The organism is Aliidongia dinghuensis (genome assembly GCF_014643535.1).
Classification (GTDB): domain Bacteria; phylum Pseudomonadota; class Alphaproteobacteria; order ATCC43930; family CGMCC-115725; genus Aliidongia; species Aliidongia dinghuensis.
The window spans coordinates 81,760-101,411 of sequence record NZ_BMJQ01000021.1; the positions used below are offsets into that span (position 1 = coordinate 81,760).

The window sequence follows — 19,652 nt, forward strand, 5'->3', positions numbered from 1 at the left end:
TTCCGGCGAGCCCGCCTGCATGCCGTGGTTCATCTTCTCGATCCGACGGAGGATCCATGAGCCCGCAAGCAGCACCGGCAGCGTCCAGACACGCCAACCTCACGCTCGAAATCGGGCTTCTGATGCTCTTGTCATTGATCTGGGGCGGCTCGTTTACGCTCATCAAGGTAGCGATCGGCACCGTACCGCCCCTTACCCTCGTCGCCGTGCGCGTGACGATCGCTGCCACCGTGCTGATCGTCATGGCAAGAGCGCAAGGGCTGCCCCTGCCGCGCGAGCGCGCGACATGGGCGGCCTTCTCCGTCCAGGGGCTGCTTCAGAGTGCGGCGCCGTTTACGCTCATCAGCTGGGGCGAGAAGCATATCGCGAGCGGGCTTGCCGGTGTGCTGAACGCGACGCCGCCTCTGTTCGTGCTCCTGATCGCGATGATGACCGCCCGCGGACGCCGCCACATCGACGGACGGAAGATCGCAGGCGTCGGCCTCGGGCTCGCCGGCGTGGTCATGACGATCGGTTTCGCCGCACTCAAGGGCGTCGGCACAGCGGCGCCGCTGGCGCAGGTGGCGGTGCTCGGCGCCAGCCTCTGCTATGCGCTGGCACCCCTATGGGGGCGGCGCTTCGCCGGCCTTCCGGCCACAGTCACGGCGGCCGGCGCCATGAGCTCAGCCGCCGCCCTGATGTTGCCTGCGGCCGCCATCATCGAGCGGCCCTGGACGCTCGCGCCGACGTCGGAGGCGATCGTCGCCGTGCTCGTCCTTTCGGTGGTCTGCACCGCACTGGCGATGGTGATCTATTTCCGTCTGATCCGCACGCTCGGCGCGCTCGGCACGACGAGCGGCAGCTACCTTCGCGCGGGGTTCGCCATGGCGCTCGGCGTGCTCTTCCTCGGCGAGAGCTTCACCTGGTCGATGCTCGCCGGAATGTTGCTCATCGTGCTTGGCGTCATCGCCGTCACCGGCCCGATCACCGACCGCTGTCACCAAATCGCAAAAGCTTCCGAGTTAGCGTTTGAGCAGCAGGAGGCTGACCCATGACTGAGCAGAACCGGACCGAGACTCGCAGCTGGCTCGAGATCGAACTTGAAGACGACATGGACGAGGAACTCGAGCAGGCGGTCGACGACGCCCGGGTGCCGCCCGAGCTGCGCGCCCTGCTCGAGAAGCACGAGAAGAGCACCATCGACCGCCACACCTATTTCAAAGAGCTGATGCGCCTTCAGGGCGAGCTCGTGAAGCTGCAGGACTGGGTGCAGTATAACGGCCTCAAGATGGTGGTCCTGTTCGAGGGCCGCGACAGCGCCGGCAAGGGCGGCGCCATCAAGCGCGTCACCCAGCGCGTCAATCCGCGCATTTGCCGGGTGGTGGCGCTGCCGGCACCCAGCGATCGCGAGAAGACCCAGTGGTATTTCCAGCGCTACGTGCCGCACCTGCCGGCCGCCGGCGAGATCGTGCTGTTCGACCGCAGCTGGTACAACCGCGCCGGCGTCGAGCGCGTCATGGGCTTCGCCAACGAGGCCCAGGTGGAGGAATTCTTCCGCGACGTGCCGGAGTTCGAGCGCATGCTGGTGCGCTCCGGCATCATCCTCGTGAAGTACTGGTTCTCCATCACCGACGAGGAGCAGCAACTGCGCTTCCTCACGCGCATCCACGACCCCATCAAGCAGTGGAAACTTTCGCCCATGGACCTGCAGTCCCGCATACGATGGGAGCAGTACACCATCGCCAAGGAGGAGATGTTCGCACGCACGAACATTCCCGAGGCGCCTTGGCTCATCGTTCAAGGCAATGACAAGAAGCGGGCGCGCCTCAACCTTATCTCGCACCTGCTCTCCGTGATCCCCTACGAGGAGGTGCCGCACGAGCCCGTCGCGCTGCCGAACCGGGTGTTCAACCCGAACTACGAGCGCCATACGCTGCCGCCCGAACTTTTCGTGCCCCAGCGCTACTGAGACACGAGAACCGGGGGCACGAGAACCGGGGACATGAGAGCCGGGCGCGGCGACCGCGCGCCCGGTTGGGCGAGATGACGGGATGCTCTATCCGCGATGGGAATAGAGGGCGCTCGATCGATCGAGGTGTCGGATCATGGCCGCTTCGGCGCCGTCCGGATCATGTTCGCGAATGTGATCGAGGATTTCCTGATGCTCGGCGAGCGTGCGATCCTGCTTGCCGGACCAGATCAGCAGATCGGTGCGATATTCCCTGAGCCAGCCCAGCATGGCCTCGCTCACGGCTTCGAATATCGGATTGCGCGAGATTGCCGCGATGCACGTGTGGAATCGCATGTCGGCGCTGACGAAGGCGGCGACATCCTCGACACTGGCACGCTGCCGCTCCAGCGCCTCCCCGAGGCGCTCGATATCCGCCTCGGTCGCCTTCATCGCCGCCTCGCGCACCATGCCGCGTTCGAAGAAGCTGCGCGCCTGCTTCAGATGCTCGAGACTGTCCGGCGAGGCGGACAGCAGCATGTGGGCGGACAGATCGACCTGCTGGAAGATCGACTTCGCCGTCAGCAGCCGGACACGCGCCCGCTCGCCATGGGTGATCGTGATCAGGCCCATGTTGGCGAGCGCCTGCATCGCCTCGCGAATCGCCGGCCTGCCGACCCCGAACCGGTCCATCAGATCGCGTTCGGACGGCATGGCATCGCCCGGAGCCAGGTCGCCTGACGTGATCATCGCTCTCAGGCGATCGAACACTTCGTGCGACAATTTCCGGCGGACGATCGTCTCCGGCGAGGCTGAATCGGACAATTTATTGCTCCGCAGGTGCTGATCACCTCACTATACCAAGCCGGCACCGCGTCATCCAAGAACGCGGGCCTCAGGGTTGGTCGAGCCGCGCCACCGCGAAGGGTTTGAGCACCAGCGTACCAGTCGATGAGGTTGTCGGCGTCGAGCCCGTCTCATCGAGCATCGCGACCGTCCAGGGCCGGTCGACAGTCGCTGGAAGTTCGATCCGGCGCTGCGCCGCCGTCAAATTCGCGATGAGCAGCGTCGTTTCGCCCGGCGCCGAGCGGGCGGCGAACGCCAGGACCTCGTCCTCCCGATCCGACCGGCAGGGCACGTAGCGGCAACTCGCGAGCGATGCCAGGTCGCGCGCGACGTGAAACGCGGGCACGACGTTGCCGTCGCCCTGCAGGAGGCCGCGCGGCCCCGTCAAAGAACCGAGGGTCAGGGCTTCGACCCCGGCGGCGGCCATGCGCGCGGCATAGCCGACGAGCCAGGCGGCGCCGAACAGGCCGGACTGGCGCGGGTCGGCGTCGGCCATCGCGACACGGCGCCTGTCCGGGTTCGGCATGGTGCGCGAGCCATAGGGGTTGTGCCGCATGGCGATGGTCGAAGGCCCGACGCGATAGGGCTTGCCGGCCCCAGCAATGGCCCTGACGGAGCGCGTGATGAAGGGCAGCGCCTCCAGCGACTGCATGACGCTCTCGTCATCCGCGGCATGGACGATCGGACAGGTGCAGTGCGTGACGAAGTCGACGAGTTCGACCGGCGGGCGCTTGCGATTGAGCTCGGTGAAATAGGCGAAGGTGCCGCCGCCGAGGCGCAGTCCGGGAAAGGCCGCGCGTGCGGCCTGATAGATCTCCGCCAGCGGCGGGCACGCGGGCCAACGGCTGCCCGGCGGCGTCGACTGCCGATCGACCGCCGGGCTGACGGCGATCGCATCGAGGCGGAGCCCGGCCGTATCCACAAGTGCTGCGATATTCGCCAGTTCCTCCGCCGGCGCCATCCGGCACGGCAAGACGCATTCGAGAACGATTTCCCCGGCATGGGCTTGCGCAACCGCCGCGAAGCCCGCGAGCGCTGCCGCGCCGTGCCCCGCGGTCGGATCGAAATGGCAGAGCAGCGTCTGGGGCGCGATGGCCGCCAGATGCTCGGACGCGGCGAGCGTCGGCGCGGTCTCCTCGGGCGTCAGCACCAGGCCGATGCACGGCATCGCCCCCTCGGGCGCCCCGAGCGAGAGGGCAACCGGCCGCTCGTCGCTCCGCCGGACCTCCACCGGAGCCGGAGCCGCAATTTCGAGGGACACCCGCTGGGTCTCTGCCACGCCGGCGGCCGGGAGAACATAGGGCCAGGGCAGTGCCAGCGGACGGACATAGGTCTTGTAGGACGCATCCGACCAGTTTCTCTGGTCCTCCATTTCGAAAACGTCGCCCTCCATCCGGCAGGTCGCCGTGAGGCCGGTGCCAGCCTGATGGGTGATCGCGCGGATCTCCTTGAACGGCTGGGCCGGGTCGATCAGGTCAGGCAGCATGCCGTCGGTCACCGTGCCGTCGACATGCTCGACCGCGACCGGCGTGCCCGCCAGCCCGACGATCGGATGCAGCACGGTAAAGCCGCAGCGGTTGGTCGGGAAATCTGTCAGCGGCGTCGCCTCGACCTCGAAGACGAGGCTGCCGTCGGCCCGGCCGGCGATCGACGTACGATAGCTCAGGCGCGCGCCGGACGGGCTCTCGCAGCGGGCACGGTAGCGGACGGCGAATGCGTCCGGACGCTCGTCGATCTCGAGAGCCTCGATCACCGGCCGATAGGTGCCCCAATCCTCGTCGCGCACGACATAGGCGATGGCGCGTAGGATCTCACGGCCGCCATAGCGGATGTCCCTGAGATTGCCGTCGATCAGTTTCGCGCTGAGCAAGCCGGCGGCGAGCAGTCGGGGCTCCGCCGGCGGCTCGTCCGTGCCGTAATAGGCCAGCAAAGCCGCGGGCGTAGTCATGGTGCCGGCGGCTCCGGGGTTATCGCCCACCCGGTCTCGGCACTGCGATAGGCGGCGTCGACCAGCGCCAGCGTCTTGAGGTTGTCGCGTCCCGACGTCGCCGGCTCGTGGCCGGTACGCAGGCAATCGGCCCAATGCTGCTGGATGGCGAGGACGCTCTCCTGGATGGCATGCCAGGGCGGCTCCGCCCACGGCAGCAGGCGCGGGGCGGCGTCGTACCGCTCCGTCCCCGACCGGTCGGTGACGATCATCCGATATCCCTGCTGCAGCCGGATCGTGCCGTGGCTGCCGTCGACCTCGATCACGGTTTCCGGGAACGGCTCGGTCTCGAGCCGGGTCGCATAGGAGCAGTCGACGATCGAGGTCGCACCGCTGCTGTGACCCAGCAGGATCGTGGCGACATCCTCGCCACGGATCGCCGGGTTGACGCGCCGAGTGCGCGCGGTCAGGCGGTCGACTTCGCCGAACAGGAAGCGGGCAATATCGAGCATATGGATGCCCAGATCCTCGATGATGAACCGCTCGCCGGTCGCGAGATAGGGCTGCCCGGAGAACACGTCATAGGCCGAGCGGAACGAGACGCGCCCCCAGAACACCTCGCCGATCCGGCCCGACGCGATGATCCGGCCGACCGCCTGGATGGGCGTCTGCCAGCGGAAATTCTCGTGCACCATCATCGGAATGCCGGCAGCGGCGCAGGCGGCCGTCATGGCTGCCGCATCCTCGAGCGTCGCCGCCAGAGGCTTCTGGCAGATGACCGGCACGCTGTGCCGGGCAGCGAGTTCCACGAGCGGCCGATGGCTCGGCACGGTGGTTGCGATATCGACGAAATCGAGCCGCTCGCCCGCGAACAGCGCCGCCGCATCGTCATAGAGCCGGTCGATGCCGAAGCGGCGCCCGGCCCCCTGCAGGCGCTCGCCATCCCGGTCGCACAGGGCCACGATCCGGGCGCCCGCCACGTCCCGCCAGGCATGGAGCTGATTGACGGCGAAGAAGCCGCAGCCGATCAAGGCGCCGCGCAGCATCGGCCGCCTCAGGTGATCCGGCGGATGCTGGCGGCGATCTCCTCGGGTTCGAACACGCGCTTCCAGTCGGTCCGCATCAGTGCCGGCTTGCCGAACTCGATCGCCTTGTTGCAGGCGTCGGAGAACACGCCCTCGCGTTCGCCGAAGATCACGGCGCCCAGCACGTTCATGTGGCCGAGGAGGAAGTCCCGCGCCGCCTCGGGCGGCACGCCGCGCCGCACCGTCTCGTCCAGCGCCTCGCGCATGACGACGAGCAGCGTGGCGCAGACCGTCTCCGACAGGCCGGGTTCGAGCAGGGCCATCTGCTCGACCGTGACCCGGTGCGAGCGCATGACCGGCGCCCAGATCACCCGGGCAATCTCCTCGCCCAAGGCATAGGCGCTCTCCGGCCCCTGCATCAGCGAGCTCACGATATGCTGCTTGGCCGCGACTCCGCCGAAATGGTCCCGCTTCGCCTCCGGATCGGTCTCGTCGTTGAAGATCGGCGGATGGCAGGGATGGGTGATGAAATAGACGAGGTCGTCCCGCGCGGGCAGATGACCCGCGAAGGGCGCCGCCGCATCGAGGGCGATCACCATCGTGCCAGGCCTGAGCTGCGGCGCGATGCCGGCCGCGACCTTGCCGATCAGCGTGTCCGGCACGGCGAGGATCACCGCCTCGGCCCCGTCGAGTGCCTGCTCGGGCGCAACACAGTCGATGTCGAGCGCCGCCTTCAGCGCGTTCCGTCCCGCCTCGCTCACCTCGACGTGGCGCACGTCGAAACGGGAGGATTTGAGATTGCGGGACAGGCGTTGCCCCATTTTGCCGCCGGCACCGAACAGCGCAATCGACGTCATCAGCTTTCCTTCCCCAGGTTCGTCGGGACACCTCATTGACGGGCAGCCTAAAATCACTGGTATAATGAGTCAATGATCACATCACAGCCGTCGATCATGTTGGCCTGACGAACAGTGGGGGGAATGGCGTGACCGACGAGCGCGTCGAAGCCGATTATCTGATGGAGACCGCCTATGACCCGCGCGCCGCGGCCGAGGCGATCGCCGGCGAGCAGTCTTCCGGCACTTTCGTCCCCGTGCCGGGCGAAACGCCTGAGCTCAAGGCACGGGCGGCGGCACGGGTCGAGGCCATGCAGATCCTGGAGACCGCCGAGGCACCCGCCCTGCCCGGTGCCGGCCGGCCGGTCGCCGGTGCGGTCATCCAGCGCGCGCTCCTGACCCTGTCCTGGCCGCTCGCGAATTTCGGGCCGTCGCTGCCCAACCTCATGGCGACGATCGCCGGCAACCTGTTCGAGCTCCGGCAATTGTCCGGCCTCAAGCTCTTGGACGTGCGCCTGCCGCCCGGCTTCACCGCCGCCTACCCCGGCCCGCGCTTCGGCGTCGCCGGCACCCGGCGCCTGGCCGGCGTCGAGGGCCGGCCGCTGATCGGCACCATCATCAAGCCGAGCGTCGGTCTTGGACCGGAGGAGACGGCAGACCTGGTGCGTGTGCTGGCCGAGGCCGACATCGATTTCATCAAGGACGACGAACTGCAGGCCGACGGCCCGGCCTGCCCGTTCGAGGCGCGGGTGCGCGCGGTCATGCGCGTCGTCAATGACGTGGCCGACCGCCGGGGCCGCAAGGTCATGGTCGCGTTCAACCTCACGGGCGAGGTGGACGAGATGCGGCGGCGCCACGATCTGGTGCTCGCCTGCGGTGGCACCTGCGTCATGGCCAGCGTCAATTCGGTCGGGCTTGCCGGCATGATCGCGCTCGGGCGCCACAGCCAGCTGCCCTTGCACGCGCACCGCAACGGCTGGGGCTATCTTTCACGCCACCCGCTCTTGGGCTTTACGTTCACCGCCTGGCACAAGTTCTGGCGCCTGGCCGGGGCGGACCATATCCATGTGAACGGCCTCGCCAACAAGTTTTCCGAGGACGACGCGTCCGTCATCGCCTCGGCACGCGCGTGCCTCGCACCGCTCACCGCCGAACGGCCGGCACCGATCATGCCCGTCTTCTCGTCCGGCCAGACGGCACGGCAAGCGCCGGACACGTTCCGGGCGCTGGGATCGGTCGACCTGATCTTCGCCGCCGGCGGCGGCATCATGGCCCATCCGCATGGGCCGGCGGCCGGCGTCGCGAGCCTGCGCGAAGCCTGGGAAGCCGCGGTCGAGGGCGTCCCGCTCGCCGACTATGCGGCGTCGCATCCGGCGCTCGCGGCAGCACTCGGGGCGTAACCCATGCCGCTGCCCGCCATACCGCTGCCGGAAGGCCCGCTCGTCTCCTGGTACGGCGACGATTTCACCGGCGCTGCCGCCGTCATGGAGGCGCTGACCTTCGGCGGCGTGCCCGCCGTGCTGTTCCTCGCGCCGCCGACGCCAGAGCGTCTCGCCGCGTTTGCCGGCTACCGCGGCATCGGCATCGCCGGCATCGCGCGCGCGAAGGACCCGGCCTGGATGGCGGCCGCCCTCCCACCGATCTTCCGCACGCTCGCCGCCATCGGCGCGCCCATCGCGCAGTACAAGATCTGCTCCACGCTGGACTCCGCCCCTCATATCGGCTCGATCGGCCAAGCCATCGACCTCGCCGTCCCGATGCTGGGCGGCGCCTGGCATCCGTTCGTCGTGGCGGCACCGGCGATCGGCCGCTATCAGGCGTTTGGCACGCTGTTCGCCGCCGCGTCCGACGGCACGGTTCATCGGCTCGACCGCCATCCGACGATGAGCCGCCACCCGGTGACGCCCATGAATGAGGCGGACGTGCGCCGCCATCTGGCGCGCCAGACCGAGCGGCGCATCGGCCTCATCGATCTCCCGGCGCTCAGGGCCGGCCGAGGGACGGCGGCGCTGGCCGAAGCCACCGCCGCCGGTGCCGAGGTCGTGGCCCTCGACCTCCTGGACGAGGCAGATCTGGCGGCGGTCGGCGAGGTCGTCTGGCAGAACCGCGGCCGACGCCTGTTCGCGATCGGGTCGCAAGGGCTGGAATATGCGCTCATAACCTATTGGCGGCGCGAGGGCCTGATCGCACCGCCACCGCCCAGGCGCTCGGCCGGGGCCGTTTCCCGGATCGCCGTCGCCTCCGGCTCCTGCGCGCCGCAGACGGCGGCGCAAATCGACTGCGCGCTTGCTGAGGGCTTCGCGCCTCTGGCGGTGGATGCGACACGCGCCATCGACGCGCGCGCCTGGGCCGGCGAGATCGAGCGTCTGGCCGCCGCGGCGCTGGATGCCCTGTCGGCCGGGCGGGATCCCCTGCTCTTCACCGCGCGCGGGCCGGACGACCCGGCGATCGGCGCGCTCAACGAAGCGCTCGCCGCGTCCGGCGCCGACCCGGTTGCCGTCAACGAGCGGATCGGCGGCGGCCTCGGCACGGCGCTCGATCGCGTGATCCGCTGCGCGCGGCTGAAACGCGCCGTCATCGCCGGGGGCGATACGTCCGGCCATGCCGCGAGCGTGCTCGGCATTCACGCCCTCACCGCCCTGGCACCGACGGTTCCCGGCGCCGCCCTGTTCAAGGCCCATGGCGACGATCCGGCCCTCGTCGATCTCGAGATCGCACTCAAGGGCGGCCAGATGGGTGCTCCCGATTATTTCCTGCAGATCAAGGCAGGCGGGCACGACGGATAACACCATGGGATCCGCCGGTTGCATGAGCGCTCTTGACAGCAGCTGCAGGCTACGGTGACCATCTGGTATAATGAGGTGATGACATATTCATCGCCTAGACTGACTGCGTTTGGGCTGACTGCGTTCGCATAACAACCAAGAGAACGGGAGGAAGCGCGTCATGAGGTCGATTTTCCTGATCGCCGCGGCGGTCGCAGGCTTGACCGTCACGTCCGGTAGTCCGGCCGGAGCGGCGGACCGCAAGCTCATCGCCATCGTCACGGCTTCGCTCAACAATCCCTATTTCGTGCAGGTCTCCGCCGCGGCCGAGGCTGAGGCGAAGCGCCTCGGCTACGACACGCTGGTGCTGTCCCACGACGACGACGCCAACAAGCAGAGCCAGCAGATCGACACGGTGATCGCCCGCAAGGCGGCGGCGATCATCCTCGACAATGCCGGCTCCGACGCCAGCATCGCGGCCGTGGAGAAGGCCAAAGAGGCCGGCATCCCGTCCTTCCTCGTCGATCGGGAGATCAACAAGACGGGCGTCGCCACGGCGCAGATCGTCTCCAACAACTACCAGGGTGCCACACTCGGCGCCGAGGAGTTCGTGCGCGTGCTGGGCGAGAAAGGGCGCTATGTCGAGCTGGTCGGCCGCGAGGCGGACCTCAATGCCGGCGTGCGCTCCAAGGGCTACCACGACGTGCTCGACCAATATCCCGACATGAAGATGCTCGACCGGCAGAGCGCCAATTGGATCCAGACCGAGGCCTACGCCAAGATGGAGTCGATCCTGCAGGCCCATCCCGACCTGCAGGGCGTCATCGCCGGCAACGACACGATGGCGATGGGCGCCTCCGCCGCCCTGCAGGCGGCCGGCAAGACCGGCGTGATTGTGGTCGGGCTCGACGGCAGCAATGATGCCCGCGATGCCGTCCAGTCCGGCAAGATCGCCGCGACCGTGCTGCAGCCGATCACGCAGATCACTATCCTGGCGGTGGATGAGGCGGACCAGTATCTGCGCACCGGCTCGACCGGAAAACCGGAGAAGCAGCTCGTCGACTGCGTGCTCATCACCAAGGCCAACGCGGCGAAGCTGAACAACTTCGCCCTGGCCAAATAGCCCATGGCGGCCTCGTTCCCTCCGCCGCCGGCCGCCATCCCCGGAACGCCGATGCCGGACGTAGCACGTCGGCGGCGATGGTGGCTGTGGCGGCTGGGCCTCGCGGCCGCCTGCATCGCCTTCATCGTGCGCGGCATCACCGTCGTGCCGGATGGTGAGCTCGCCACGACCGACGCGAACGGCAATCCGGTCTTCGAGCCCAAGGCCTATGTCGCCTCCATTTGGGACGCGCGTGTCCTGCCCTACCTCAAGGACAAGTCGGGCGACGCCGCCCCTGTGTTGGTCGCCCTCGCCGATCAGCCCGACCAGGCGGGACCGCGCTACGGCTACCGCGCCCGATCGAGCGACGGGCCCTGGGTGTTCGCGGTCCATGGCGAGGGACGCATCGTCGCGGCCGACACGGGGCTGCGGCATGCGACCGTGACGGTCGACGTGGCCGGCCATGAAGCGGTCCTGCAGATCGGGCCGGTCATCTACGGGACCGCGCTGCGCGACGGCCTGCCGTTCCTGTCGTTCGACAGCGTTGCCAACCAGATCCAGTTCGCCCAGCTGTCGCACGAACTGAACGATCGCGCCGCTGCGGCGGCCCGTGTCGGACCCGACGCGGCCGCCCTCGTGCCCGGCCGGCGCGTGCGCTTCGCCGGCATGATGACGGCGGCACCACCGCAGGTGACAGCCGTGCAGCTGCAGCTTCTGCCGGACGCGCCGTGATGGCCCCGTCCCCCGAGCTGGAACCCCACGAGCCCGCCGAGGACGATGTCGTCCTGCGTGCCGAGCAGGTCGGCAAGGCCTATCCCGGCACCACAGCGCTGCAGGGCGTCGACTTCGAGGTGTGCGCCGGCACGGTGACCGTGCTGCTCGGCGAGAACGGCGCCGGCAAGTCGACCCTGATGAAGATCCTGGCCGGTGCGGAGCGCCCAAGCTCCGGCCGGCTCTATCTGGACGGGCGGGAAGTCGCGTTCGACTCGGTCAACGACGCCGCGGCGCTCGGCATCGGCATCATCTTCCAGGAGCTCAATCTCTGCCCGAACCTGAGCGTCGCGGAGAATATCTTCCTGGGTCATCCGGCGCTTCGTTTCGGCATCGATGTCGACAAGAAGCGCCACGTGGCGGAGGCGCGCAAGCTGCTCAGCCGGCTCGAGCACGACATCGATCCTGAGGCGCTGGTCGGCGATCTCCGGCTCGCTGAGCAGCAGATCGTCGAGATCGCCAAGGCGCTGGCGCGCAATGTGCGCGTCCTCATCATGGACGAGCCGACCTCCGCCCTCTCGGCGACGGAGGTGGAAATCCTGTTCCGCCTCATCGGCGATCTGAAGGCCGCCGGCGTCGGCATCGTCTATATCTCCCACCGGCTCGACGAGGTGGTACGCATCGGCGATCGGGTGACGGTGCTGCGCGACGGCCAGGTCAAGGCGCGTGCCGAGATGCGGGACGTCGACATCCCCTGGCTGATCGCCGAGATGGTCGGTCGCGCCGCCGCGTTCGAGCCGCAGGCCGACCCCTTGCCACTCGGCCCGCCGGTCCTGGAAATCGAGGAGGTCAGCCTGAGGAATCCCCACGGCGGGTTCTTCGTCGAGCGTGTCTCGCTCCGGCTCCGGGCGGGCGAGGTGGTCGGGCTCTACGGGTTGCTCGGCGCCGGCCGCTCGGAACTGTTCGAGATCCTGATCGGCGCGCAACCGGACGCGGTCGGCCGGGTACGGCTGGCCGGCGAGGAGTTGGCCGGTCTGCCGATCGCCGCGCGTATCCGACGCGGGTTGGCCCTGGTCCCGGAAGATCGCCAGCGCGAGGGGCTGGTGCAGTGCCTGTCGGTCGGCATGAACCTCACGCTGGCGAGCCTGCACCGGTTCCTGCGCGGCACGTCGATCGACCCCGGGCAGGAGCGGAGCGCGGTCACGCAAACCATTCGCGATCTGCTCATCCGGGTCTCCTCACCCCTGGTCGAGGTGACGGCACTCAGCGGCGGCAATCAGCAGAAGGTGGTGATCGGCAAGGCCTTGCTGACCCAGCCCAAGGTCTTGCTGCTCGACGAGCCGAGCCGCGGCATCGACGTCGGCGCGCGGGCCGAGGTCTTCAGAACCGTACGCCGGCTCGCCCGCGATGGCCTGGGCGTGGTGTTCGCGACCTCGGACCTCAAGGAGGTGATGGCGATGGCGGACCGCATCCTGGTCATGGCGGACGGGCGGGTGACGGGCGATTTCCCGCGCGCCACGGTGACGGAGGAACAGCTGGTCGCCGCGGCCAACCGGACGGCCGTCGAGGCCAGATGCGAGGAGGATGCCAGATGAGCGACTACGCGGCAGCCATCGCTGCGAAGCCGAGGCGGCCGAGATCGCCGCTGCTGCTTCTGCTGAGCTTCCGGACCCTGATCGCGCTCTTCGCCGTGCTCGTCTTCTTCGGCCTGACCACGCCCAACTTCCTCGACGTCGGCACGCTCGTCCTCTTGGCAAAACATGTCTCGATCAATGCGATCCTGGCGATCGGCATGACCTTCGTCGTGCTGACGGGCGGCATCGATCTGTCGGTCGGCTCGATCGTCGGCCTGGCCGGCATGATCGCCGGCGGCCTGATCAACTACGGCATTCCGCTCGGACCCTGGCAGGTCACGCTGTTTCCGGACGTGCCGACGGTGATCCTCGTGACACTCGCGGCCGGCACCCTGGTCGGCACGATAAACGGGTTTCTGGTGACCGCGCTCAACGTGGCGCCGTTCATCGCCACGCTCGGCACACTCTACGCCGCGCGCGGTGCGGCACTCCTGCTCTCCAACGGCGAGACCTTCGCCAATCTGGTCGGCCGGCCCGCGTTCCATAACACCGGCTTTCCCTTGCTCGGCGCGGGCATGGTCGGCGGCGTGCCGGTCTCGGTGCTGCTGCTGGTCGCGAGCGGCCTGGTCGCCGCCTACGCGGCGGGCCGCACGATCTTCGGGCGCCGGGTCTATGCGGTCGGCGGCAACGAGCGGGCGGCCCTCCTGTCCGGTGTGCCGGTGCATCGCGTGAAGCTTGCCGTCTACATGATCTCCGGCGCCTGTGCGGCACTCGCGGGCCTGATCGTCGCTTCCGAACTGGTTGCGGCACATCCGGCGAGCGGCGAAAGTTTCGAGTTGAACGCGATCGCCGCGACCGTACTCGGCGGCACCTCGCTTGCGGGTGGACGCGGCACCATCTGGGGTACGATCATCGGCGCGTTCGTCATCGGCATCCTGGGCGACGGACTCGTGATGCTGGGCGTGAGCTCGTTCTGGCAGATGGTCATCAAGGGCGTCGTGATCATCGCGGCCGTGGTGCTGGATCAGCTGCAGCAGCGAATCCAGCGACGCCTCGCCGTTCAGGCGCAGGAAGCCGGCTGAGGCCAACCCTCGCCGGACGGATACCGGCGGAGGGATCAGGGCATGGGGAAGCTCATCTTCGGCATGATGCAGTCCCTCGACGGCTACGTCGCCGGCGTGGCGGGCGGGCCGCAACTGCCGCCACCCGGCGCAGCACTCCATCGTCACTTCAACGACCATGTCCGCAGCCTGGCCGGCTGTCTCTATGGCCGTCGGATCTACGAGGTGATGCGCTACTGGGACGAGGATCGGCCCGAGTGGGGCGCGCTCGAGCACGACTTCGCGGCGGCATGGCGGGCCCAGCCGAAATGGGTCGCGTCACGCTCGCTGAAGTCGGTCGGCGCGAACGCCACGCTGGTCGCCGACGACATCGGGGCGTTCGCGCGCAGGCTGAAGGCAGACGTTGCGGGCGACATCGACGTTGCCGGGCCGGAGCTCGCAGGAAGCCTTACCGGCCTCGGCCTGATCGACGAGTATCGCCTCTACCTCCGCCCGTTCGTGCTGGGCGGCGGCAAGCCGTACTTCGCCGATGCCCGGCCGCCGCTCCGCCTTGTCGCGACCGAGCCCGTCGGCGAGGACGCGGTGAGGCTGGCGTACGTCCCTGCCTGATCGGCCACACCGCCGGATCCGTCATCGCCGGGACGGCTTCTGTGCGGCTGCCGCCGAAATGCCGGAGCAACGGCATCAGTGAACCGATGTGATCATTGGTGGTATTATCCGTCCCGGGCCGCACTTGCGGCGGGGGGCCATCACGACGCCGGATTGAAGCGCTCGGCAGCCACGCTGAGGAGGACCTCCATGACAGACTTCGGCCGTGCCACAACGATCGGGTGCCTGTTTCTTGCGGCGCTGATCCTCCCGGCAAGCGCCTGGGCTGGGACGCGCCCCACCATCGCCGAACAAATTGCCAAGGCCTATGGCCTTGATTCTTTTGAGAAAATTGAAGCGATCCGGTATTCGTTCGGCCTTAAGCTCCCGGGAGTGAATATCTCCCGCTCCTGGGTCTGGCAGCCCAAGACGAACCAGGTCTCCTACGAGGGCAAAGACAAGGACGGCAAGCCGGTCAAGGTGACCTATGACCGGTCTCAGCTCGACAGCGCGCCTGCCAATGTGAAGGACGAAATCGAGCCTGCCTTCGTCAATGACGAATATAATCTGCTATTCCCCTTGCATGTTTATTGGGACGGCGCCGATGTGCAGGACATGGGCATGCAGAAATTGCCCATCGGGAAGGGATCCGCGAAACTGGTCGTCGTGAAATACGCCTCGGACGGCGGTTATACGCCTGGAGATACTTGGGATCTCTACGTCGGGCCCGACAACCGCGTCAAAGCGTTCGCCTATCATCGCGGCGGAGCCAATCCGCCGAAGCTCGTCGTAGCGAGCTGGGCCGGCTACAAGAAGGCTGGCCCGCTCCTTGTCTCAACGGACCGTCGCGGGACGGCGGACGGCAAGCCGCTACAATTCGGCTTTTCGGATGTGTCCATCAAGCTCGTGGGGTCGGACACTTGGCTGAAGGCGAAATAGCAAACGGCCGGCGAGATAGGCGTCGATCATGCCGATGAAGGCCGATTTCGAGCTCGATGCCGGGACAAAGACCTTTGCCTCCGGCCTGCTGCCGGACCTGATTGCCGCCCTGCGCCAGGCGCGCCCGGGCGATCTCATCGCCGTGGTCGGCAGCGAGGCAAGTCTGGGCACCGACCTCGAAACCTGGTGCCGCTTCACCCGTAACAGCTTGGTAGATACGGACGTCGCGGCCGGGCGCCATCGCTGGGTCGTCCGGTGCGGCGAGGCGCCCTCGCCGCCCGAGAGCGTGCGCCCGATCGGATCGCGGCTCTGGCTCTATACGAATTTCGACTGCAACCTGCGCTGCGACTATTGCTGCGTCCGCTCCTCGCCCAAGGCGCCGCGCCGGGCGCTCGGGCTCGAGCGGGTGAAACGGATCGCGGCGGAGGCTGCCGAACTCGGCGTCGGAGAAATCTTCGTCACCGGCGGCGAGCCGTTTCTGCTGCCGGATATCGGCGAGATTCTGGCCGCTTGCGCAGCGGCGGCCCCCACGACCGTGCTCACGAACGGGATGCTGCTGGTCGGGCGGCGACGCGAAACGCTCCGGGCTTTGCCGCGCGAGCGCGTGACGCTGCAGATCAGTCTCGACAGCCCGACGCCGGAGCGGCACGACCGCCATCGCGGCGCCGGCACTTGGGCGCGCGCCTGGCAGGGCATCGAGCGCGCCCGGGCGGACGGATTTCGTGTGCGCCTGGCGGCGACCGTCTCGACGGATGCCGAGGCGGAGGAGTTCCGCCGCTTCCTCGACGCTGAGCAGATCGCCAAGGAAGATCGCGTGATCCGCCGTATCGCACTGCGCGGCACGGCGGCGGAGGGATTGGCGCTGGCACGCGCGGACCTGATGCCCGAGATCACCATCACCGCCGAAGGCATCTACTGGCATCCGGTCGGGGCCGAGGATGCCGACCTGTTCCTGACGCCGGAGATCTTTCCGCTTGCACGGGCCTTCGCCGCCGTGCGCGACGCTTTCGAGCGGGAGACCGACCATGGGCGCCGGCTGGCGACCATCTTCAATTGCGCGTGAAGAACCCCTGGCGCGCCGCGGCTTGGCGGAGCGCGTCGTAGCCGTCGAGGTGGGGCACCAGCCATCGCTTGAGCCCCTCGGCCTCGAGCACGGCCCGGTGATCGGGATTGTCGTAGCTCATCTGCGAGAGGGCCTGCGCGAAGCGCTGTTCCAGGGATCGATCGAGATCCGGTCGCGCCGTGAACATGCAGTGGTTGTAGGGCTCGGAGGTCCAGATCTCGACCAGGGCGCCCTCGGGCACCAGCCGGCCGCTCTGTAGCGCCTGCCAGAACGGGCTGCCGATGGCACCCGCGTCGGCGCTGCCGTCAAGCACCGCGCGGATCACCTCCGCCTCGCTGGCTCCGGTATCGCCATGCTTGCCCAGATCGCTGTTGAAGCGGAGCGTGCGATAGGTGCGGCCCTCGATGAGGCCTGCGCGCTCGAGGAAGTGAACCGGCAGAATGGCGGCATGGCCGCTGTCGCGGCTGCCGAGTGCCAGCGTGCGGTTCTCGAGGTCGGCAAGCGACGACACCGGCCCGCCGGCGACGGCGACGATCTTGGTCATCCAGCCGAGATCGGTGTCGCGCATCGCGACCGGGCGGCAGCGGCGCTCGCTCCATGCCTCGGCCTGCAGATAGGCGAGATTCGTGTTCCAGGCGATGTCGATACGAGGCGCCGGCGCGACGGGCTCAGCCAAGAGCGCCCCCACCTGCGCTTCGTAGCTCTGGAACAGGACGACCTCGACCGGGAGCCGCGCCTCCTCGTGAAAGTAGCGCCGCATTCCCTCCCAGATCGTGACCACCTTTGGATCGTAAGCGACGGCCCCCACCCAGATCGTTCGCGTCATGGCTCGCTTCCCGCTGGCTCGAATCAAATAGTAAGAGCACTCAGAAGAGCGGCATGCCCAGAAGCGCCTTCGCGATGAACTCGCGCAGCACGTCCCCGGTCGGCGCCATCACCGCGCCGGCATGGGCATCCCGGAACAGTCGTTCGATGCTCATGTGCTTCGAGAAGGCGGCGCCGCCGCAGACGCGCATCGCGGTGGAGGTGACGCTGATCGCCGCGTCGCCGGCCGCCGCCTTGCATTCGAGCACGCGCAGCATCGTGTCGTCCCGCGGCCGCTCCAGGTGATCCACGACACCGTCGATGCGCGCGGCGAGGCCGGCGGTCTCGATCTGCATCGCCGCCAACTGGGCGCGGAGCGTCGGCAGGCTCTCGCCGAGGCTCTGCCCCAGATGCTCGAACCGGGCGGTCTTCAGATGGTTGGTGGTGCCAGAGACAGTCGCGCGGCAGAGGCCCAAGGCAACGGCCGCGCTGCCGAGATTGAACAGCGGCAGCACGACCTGAAGCATCGCCTGGAAGCCCGCGCCGTCTTCCGTCAGCTGATGCTCCGGTGCGACCGTGCAGTCCTCGAGCGCCATGGGCGCCGAGGCATTGGCGCGCAAGCCGAGACCATCCCAGGGCCCCGCGACCGTGAGGCCGGGAGCGTCCGCGGGAACCAGGTAGAGCGTCGACTGGGTGGGGTCCTGCCCTTCGGGCGCCAGCGAGGAGACGACGTAGCTCTGGGCCTGGCCGGCACTCGTCACCCACGATTTTCGCGCGGTGAGATGAACCCCTGCGGCGTTCCGTCGGGCGCGCGAGATCGGGGCCCAGAAGTGACTGCGAGACCCGGCCTCGCTGAAGGCCAGGGTGGAGAGATGCCGCCCGGCGGCGATCTCCTTCAAGGCAGGCGCGACCGCGGCGCCCGGCCGAGCCGCGGCGATGGTCGCACTCGCGCACGCGTGCATCAGATAGACCATGGCGACCGATGCGTCCGCTTCGGCGAGCGTCGCCATGACGGCCGCGAAGCTCCGTGGTCCCAAGCCCGATCCGCCGACCTCCCCGGGCAGCATCAGTCCGAGCAGCCCGGCCTGGCCGAGTGCTGCGACCGCTTCGGCGGAGAAGCGGCCCTCCTTGTCGTTCTGCCGGGCTGCCGGAGCCAGCACGCGATCAGCTATGTCCTTGGCACTCGAAACCGCCGTGTCATGATTCATGACGCCCTCGGATCGCTGGAAGGCAGGATGCAACGCCTTCTCTGATGCCCGCGCTCGCGGCGTAACATGAGCATCGCACGGGGTATGACGAGCGACAAGAGGAGGGCGCGATGGACGGGCGGCGCTTCATGGCCGGCGGCATGCTGGCTCTTGCGATGGCGAGCGGCGCGCTGGTTGGTGCTGCGCGCGCCGAGGAAGCGGTCACCTTCACCGATCTCGACAGCGTGCTGAAGCAGAAGCCGCTGTTGCCCGAAGGGGCCACGGCCGACATCGTCGCAGCACAGCACGTGGGTGCCAGCGAGTTGCAGATCGTCGTGGCGCGGAAGATCGGCCTTCACACGCACGAAGACACGGTCCATCGCATCTATGTCGCGCGCGGCAAGGGCATCTTCCGCTTCGCCGGCCGATCGCGCCGGGTCAAGGTCGGGGATATCCTGACCGTGCCCAAGCATGTGGTCCATGGCTTCGAAACGGCGCCTGGCGCGGAGCCGCTCGTCCTGCTGGTGGTCGAGACGCCCGAGTGAACGGGCGGCACGCCGCGTCCCGGTCCGGTTCATCGCGCTAGGTGAGAGCGCGGAGCACGAAGTTGGAGACGACGCCACGCCCGTTCGCGCGCGCATAACGCTCCACGATGATCGCATCGAGCCCGAGGCTCCTGCCGTACTGGTGGAACGTGAAGATCAGCTGCAGCACGAGCAGGAAGAAATAGGTCCACGGCCACTCGCCGTAGGCATTGTAGAGGCCGAGCCACAGATTGAGCACCTGCAGCGCGCCAATCGCGCCCCAGAAGCGGACGAAGAGGCCGAGCAGGAGCGATACGGCGGTCAGCACCTCAAGCACGTAGACGATCGGCGCGAACAGGTAGAAGTGCGGCAGGACGATGTTATTGACGAAGTCGCCCTGCAGCGGGACCGACGCTGATTTCCCCAACGTCGTCATCCAGTAATAGAGGCCGGTCGTGGTCGGCTGGTCCGGGTGATCGGTGTAATAGGGCGGGAGCTTCCACAGCGTTTGCTGCCACCACATCGAACCGATCAGAAACCGCAAGATCCAATCGGCCAGATGGCGCGGCGTGCGCTGGCCCTCGATGGTGGCCCAGGCATAGGCCGCGATGGCGAAGCTGCCCAGGATCAACAGCCAGAACACGCCGGTCATCCAGGCCGGATCGAGCAGGAAATTCAGAACATCGGACAGCGGGTTTGGCATGGGTCTGCTCCTCCGCGAACTCAGTCTCGCGCATTTGGGCCATCGTGTCGTGCCCTTCGAGACACTTGAT

19 protein-coding genes are annotated in these 19,652 nt (G+C 68.0%); 12 read left to right on the forward strand and 7 right to left on the reverse strand.

Annotated features, from left to right (window positions below):
* Positions 1 to 56 precede the first annotated feature (56 nt).
* The gene (locus IEY58_RS29630; RefSeq protein ID WP_189051780.1) at positions 57 to 1,034 is read left to right on the forward strand and encodes a DMT family transporter; all 978 of its coding nucleotides are present in this window, start codon (positions 57 to 59) and stop codon (positions 1,032 to 1,034) included.
* Entirely contained in the window at positions 1,031 to 1,948 is a 918-nt protein-coding gene (gene ppk2 / locus IEY58_RS29635) for a polyphosphate kinase 2 (RefSeq protein ID WP_189051781.1), read from the forward strand. Before IEY58_RS29630 ends, ppk2 begins: the two co-directional genes overlap by 4 nt.
* Positions 1,949 to 2,035: 87 nt before the next feature.
* On the opposite strand, the gene IEY58_RS29640 is transcribed toward ppk2, so the two are convergent.
* The 4 genes from IEY58_RS29640 to IEY58_RS29655 form a co-directional block, all read right to left on the reverse strand.
* A complete protein-coding gene (locus IEY58_RS29640) occupies positions 2,036 to 2,752 on the reverse strand; it encodes a transcriptional regulator NanR (protein WP_189051782.1) in 717 nt (238 codons plus the stop codon).
* A 70-nt stretch (positions 2,753 to 2,822) separates the two neighbouring features.
* Complete coding sequence (gene apnL, locus IEY58_RS29645) at positions 2,823 to 4,721, reverse strand: D-apionate lactonase (RefSeq protein WP_189051783.1); 1,899 nt, start codon at positions 4,719 to 4,721, stop codon at positions 2,823 to 2,825.
* A complete protein-coding gene (locus IEY58_RS29650; RefSeq protein WP_189051784.1) occupies positions 4,718 to 5,746 on the reverse strand; it encodes a Gfo/Idh/MocA family protein in 1,029 nt (342 codons plus the stop codon). Before IEY58_RS29650 ends, apnL begins: the two co-directional genes overlap by 4 nt.
* Before the next feature lie 8 nt (positions 5,747 to 5,754).
* Complete coding sequence (locus IEY58_RS29655; RefSeq protein WP_189051785.1) at positions 5,755 to 6,582, reverse strand: phosphogluconate dehydrogenase C-terminal domain-containing protein; 828 nt, start codon at positions 6,580 to 6,582, stop codon at positions 5,755 to 5,757.
* A 128-nt stretch (positions 6,583 to 6,710) separates the two neighbouring features.
* On the opposite strand from IEY58_RS29655, the gene IEY58_RS29660 reads away from it, so the two are divergent.
* The 9 genes from IEY58_RS29660 to IEY58_RS29700 all read left to right on the forward strand — a co-directional run bounded on the left by IEY58_RS29660 (position 6,711) and on the right by IEY58_RS29700 (position 16,364).
* Entirely contained in the window at positions 6,711 to 7,961 is a 1,251-nt protein-coding gene (locus IEY58_RS29660) for a ribulose-bisphosphate carboxylase large subunit family protein (RefSeq protein ID WP_229744053.1), read from the forward strand.
* Between the two features lie 3 nt (positions 7,962 to 7,964).
* Entirely contained in the window at positions 7,965 to 9,347 is a 1,383-nt protein-coding gene (locus tag IEY58_RS29665; RefSeq protein ID WP_189051786.1) for a four-carbon acid sugar kinase family protein, read from the forward strand.
* Positions 9,348 to 9,507: 160 nt separating this feature from the next.
* Positions 9,508 to 10,449, forward strand: a complete 942-nt coding sequence (locus tag IEY58_RS29670; RefSeq protein WP_189051787.1) for a D-ribose ABC transporter substrate-binding protein — start codon at positions 9,508 to 9,510, stop codon at positions 10,447 to 10,449.
* A 51-nt stretch (positions 10,450 to 10,500) separates the two neighbouring features.
* A complete protein-coding gene (locus IEY58_RS29675) occupies positions 10,501 to 11,160 on the forward strand; it encodes a DUF2291 family protein (RefSeq protein ID WP_189051788.1) in 660 nt (219 codons plus the stop codon).
* A complete protein-coding gene (locus tag IEY58_RS29680; RefSeq protein WP_189051789.1) occupies positions 11,160 to 12,734 on the forward strand; it encodes a sugar ABC transporter ATP-binding protein in 1,575 nt (524 codons plus the stop codon). The genes IEY58_RS29675 and IEY58_RS29680 overlap by 1 nt, the downstream gene beginning before the upstream one ends.
* The gene (locus tag IEY58_RS29685; protein ID WP_189051790.1) at positions 12,731 to 13,795 is read left to right on the forward strand and encodes an ABC transporter permease; all 1,065 of its coding nucleotides are present in this window, start codon (positions 12,731 to 12,733) and stop codon (positions 13,793 to 13,795) included. Before IEY58_RS29680 ends, IEY58_RS29685 begins: the two co-directional genes overlap by 4 nt.
* 42 nt (positions 13,796 to 13,837) lie before the next feature.
* Entirely contained in the window at positions 13,838 to 14,383 is a 546-nt protein-coding gene (locus IEY58_RS29690; RefSeq protein WP_189051791.1) for a dihydrofolate reductase family protein, read from the forward strand.
* A gap of 189 nt (positions 14,384 to 14,572) precedes the next feature.
* Positions 14,573 to 15,301 (forward strand): hypothetical protein, encoded by a 729-nt coding sequence (locus IEY58_RS29695; RefSeq protein ID WP_189051792.1) that lies wholly within the window; start codon positions 14,573 to 14,575, stop codon positions 15,299 to 15,301.
* 28 nt (positions 15,302 to 15,329) lie between these two features.
* Complete coding sequence (locus IEY58_RS29700; RefSeq protein WP_229744054.1) at positions 15,330 to 16,364, forward strand: Rv1681 family radical SAM protein; 1,035 nt, start codon at positions 15,330 to 15,332, stop codon at positions 16,362 to 16,364.
* On the opposite strand, the gene IEY58_RS29705 is transcribed toward IEY58_RS29700, so the two are convergent.
* Both IEY58_RS29705 and IEY58_RS29710 read right to left on the reverse strand, forming a co-directional pair.
* Complete coding sequence (locus IEY58_RS29705; protein ID WP_189051793.1) at positions 16,351 to 17,190, reverse strand: phosphate/phosphite/phosphonate ABC transporter substrate-binding protein; 840 nt, start codon at positions 17,188 to 17,190, stop codon at positions 16,351 to 16,353. The genes IEY58_RS29700 and IEY58_RS29705 overlap by 14 nt on opposite strands.
* A gap of 40 nt (positions 17,191 to 17,230) precedes the next feature.
* Positions 17,231 to 18,376: an acyl-CoA dehydrogenase family protein gene (locus IEY58_RS29710; RefSeq protein WP_189051794.1), complete on the reverse strand. Its 1,146-nt coding sequence runs from the start codon at positions 18,374 to 18,376 to the stop codon at positions 17,231 to 17,233.
* Positions 18,377 to 18,486: 110 nt separating this feature from the next.
* On the opposite strand from IEY58_RS29710, the gene IEY58_RS29715 reads away from it, so the two are divergent.
* The gene (locus tag IEY58_RS29715; RefSeq protein WP_189051795.1) at positions 18,487 to 18,900 is read left to right on the forward strand and encodes a cupin domain-containing protein; all 414 of its coding nucleotides are present in this window, start codon (positions 18,487 to 18,489) and stop codon (positions 18,898 to 18,900) included.
* Positions 18,901 to 18,937: 37 nt separating this feature from the next.
* On the opposite strand, the gene IEY58_RS29720 is transcribed toward IEY58_RS29715, so the two are convergent.
* Positions 18,938 to 19,582: a DoxX family protein gene (locus IEY58_RS29720; RefSeq protein ID WP_189051796.1), complete on the reverse strand. Its 645-nt coding sequence runs from the start codon at positions 19,580 to 19,582 to the stop codon at positions 18,938 to 18,940.
* Positions 19,583 to 19,652: the final 70 nt, after the last annotated feature.

What these genes read in the sequence shown, in the direction of transcription:
- IEY58_RS29630 (WP_189051780.1), top strand. Translation starts at nt 57, where the DNA reads ATGAGCCCGCAAGCAGCACCGGCAGCGTCCAGACACGCCAACCTCACG.
- ppk2 (WP_189051781.1), top strand. Translation starts at nt 1,031, where the DNA reads ATGACTGAGCAGAACCGGACCGAGACTCGCAGCTGGCTCGAGATCGAA.
- apnL (WP_189051783.1), bottom strand. Translation starts at nt 4,721, where the DNA reads ATGACTACGCCCGCGGCTTTGCTGGCCTATTACGGCACGGACGAGCCG.
- IEY58_RS29650 (WP_189051784.1), bottom strand. Translation starts at nt 5,746, where the DNA reads ATGCTGCGCGGCGCCTTGATCGGCTGCGGCTTCTTCGCCGTCAATCAG.
- IEY58_RS29655 (WP_189051785.1), bottom strand. Translation starts at nt 6,582, where the DNA reads ATGACGTCGATTGCGCTGTTCGGTGCCGGCGGCAAAATGGGGCAACGC.
- IEY58_RS29665 (WP_189051786.1), top strand. Translation starts at nt 7,965, where the DNA reads ATGCCGCTGCCCGCCATACCGCTGCCGGAAGGCCCGCTCGTCTCCTGG.
- IEY58_RS29670 (WP_189051787.1), top strand. Translation starts at nt 9,508, where the DNA reads ATGAGGTCGATTTTCCTGATCGCCGCGGCGGTCGCAGGCTTGACCGTC.
- IEY58_RS29675 (WP_189051788.1), top strand. Translation starts at nt 10,501, where the DNA reads ATGCCGGACGTAGCACGTCGGCGGCGATGGTGGCTGTGGCGGCTGGGC.
- IEY58_RS29680 (WP_189051789.1), top strand. Translation starts at nt 11,160, where the DNA reads ATGGCCCCGTCCCCCGAGCTGGAACCCCACGAGCCCGCCGAGGACGAT.
- IEY58_RS29685 (WP_189051790.1), top strand. Translation starts at nt 12,731, where the DNA reads ATGAGCGACTACGCGGCAGCCATCGCTGCGAAGCCGAGGCGGCCGAGA.
- IEY58_RS29690 (WP_189051791.1), top strand. Translation starts at nt 13,838, where the DNA reads ATGGGGAAGCTCATCTTCGGCATGATGCAGTCCCTCGACGGCTACGTC.
- IEY58_RS29695 (WP_189051792.1), top strand. Translation starts at nt 14,573, where the DNA reads ATGACAGACTTCGGCCGTGCCACAACGATCGGGTGCCTGTTTCTTGCG.
- IEY58_RS29700 (WP_229744054.1), top strand. Translation starts at nt 15,330, where the DNA reads ATGCCGATGAAGGCCGATTTCGAGCTCGATGCCGGGACAAAGACCTTT.
- IEY58_RS29705 (WP_189051793.1), bottom strand. Translation starts at nt 17,190, where the DNA reads ATGACGCGAACGATCTGGGTGGGGGCCGTCGCTTACGATCCAAAGGTG.
- IEY58_RS29710 (WP_189051794.1), bottom strand. Translation starts at nt 18,376, where the DNA reads ATGAATCATGACACGGCGGTTTCGAGTGCCAAGGACATAGCTGATCGC.
- IEY58_RS29715 (WP_189051795.1), top strand. Translation starts at nt 18,487, where the DNA reads ATGGACGGGCGGCGCTTCATGGCCGGCGGCATGCTGGCTCTTGCGATG.
- IEY58_RS29720 (WP_189051796.1), bottom strand. Translation starts at nt 19,582, where the DNA reads ATGCCAAACCCGCTGTCCGATGTTCTGAATTTCCTGCTCGATCCGGCC.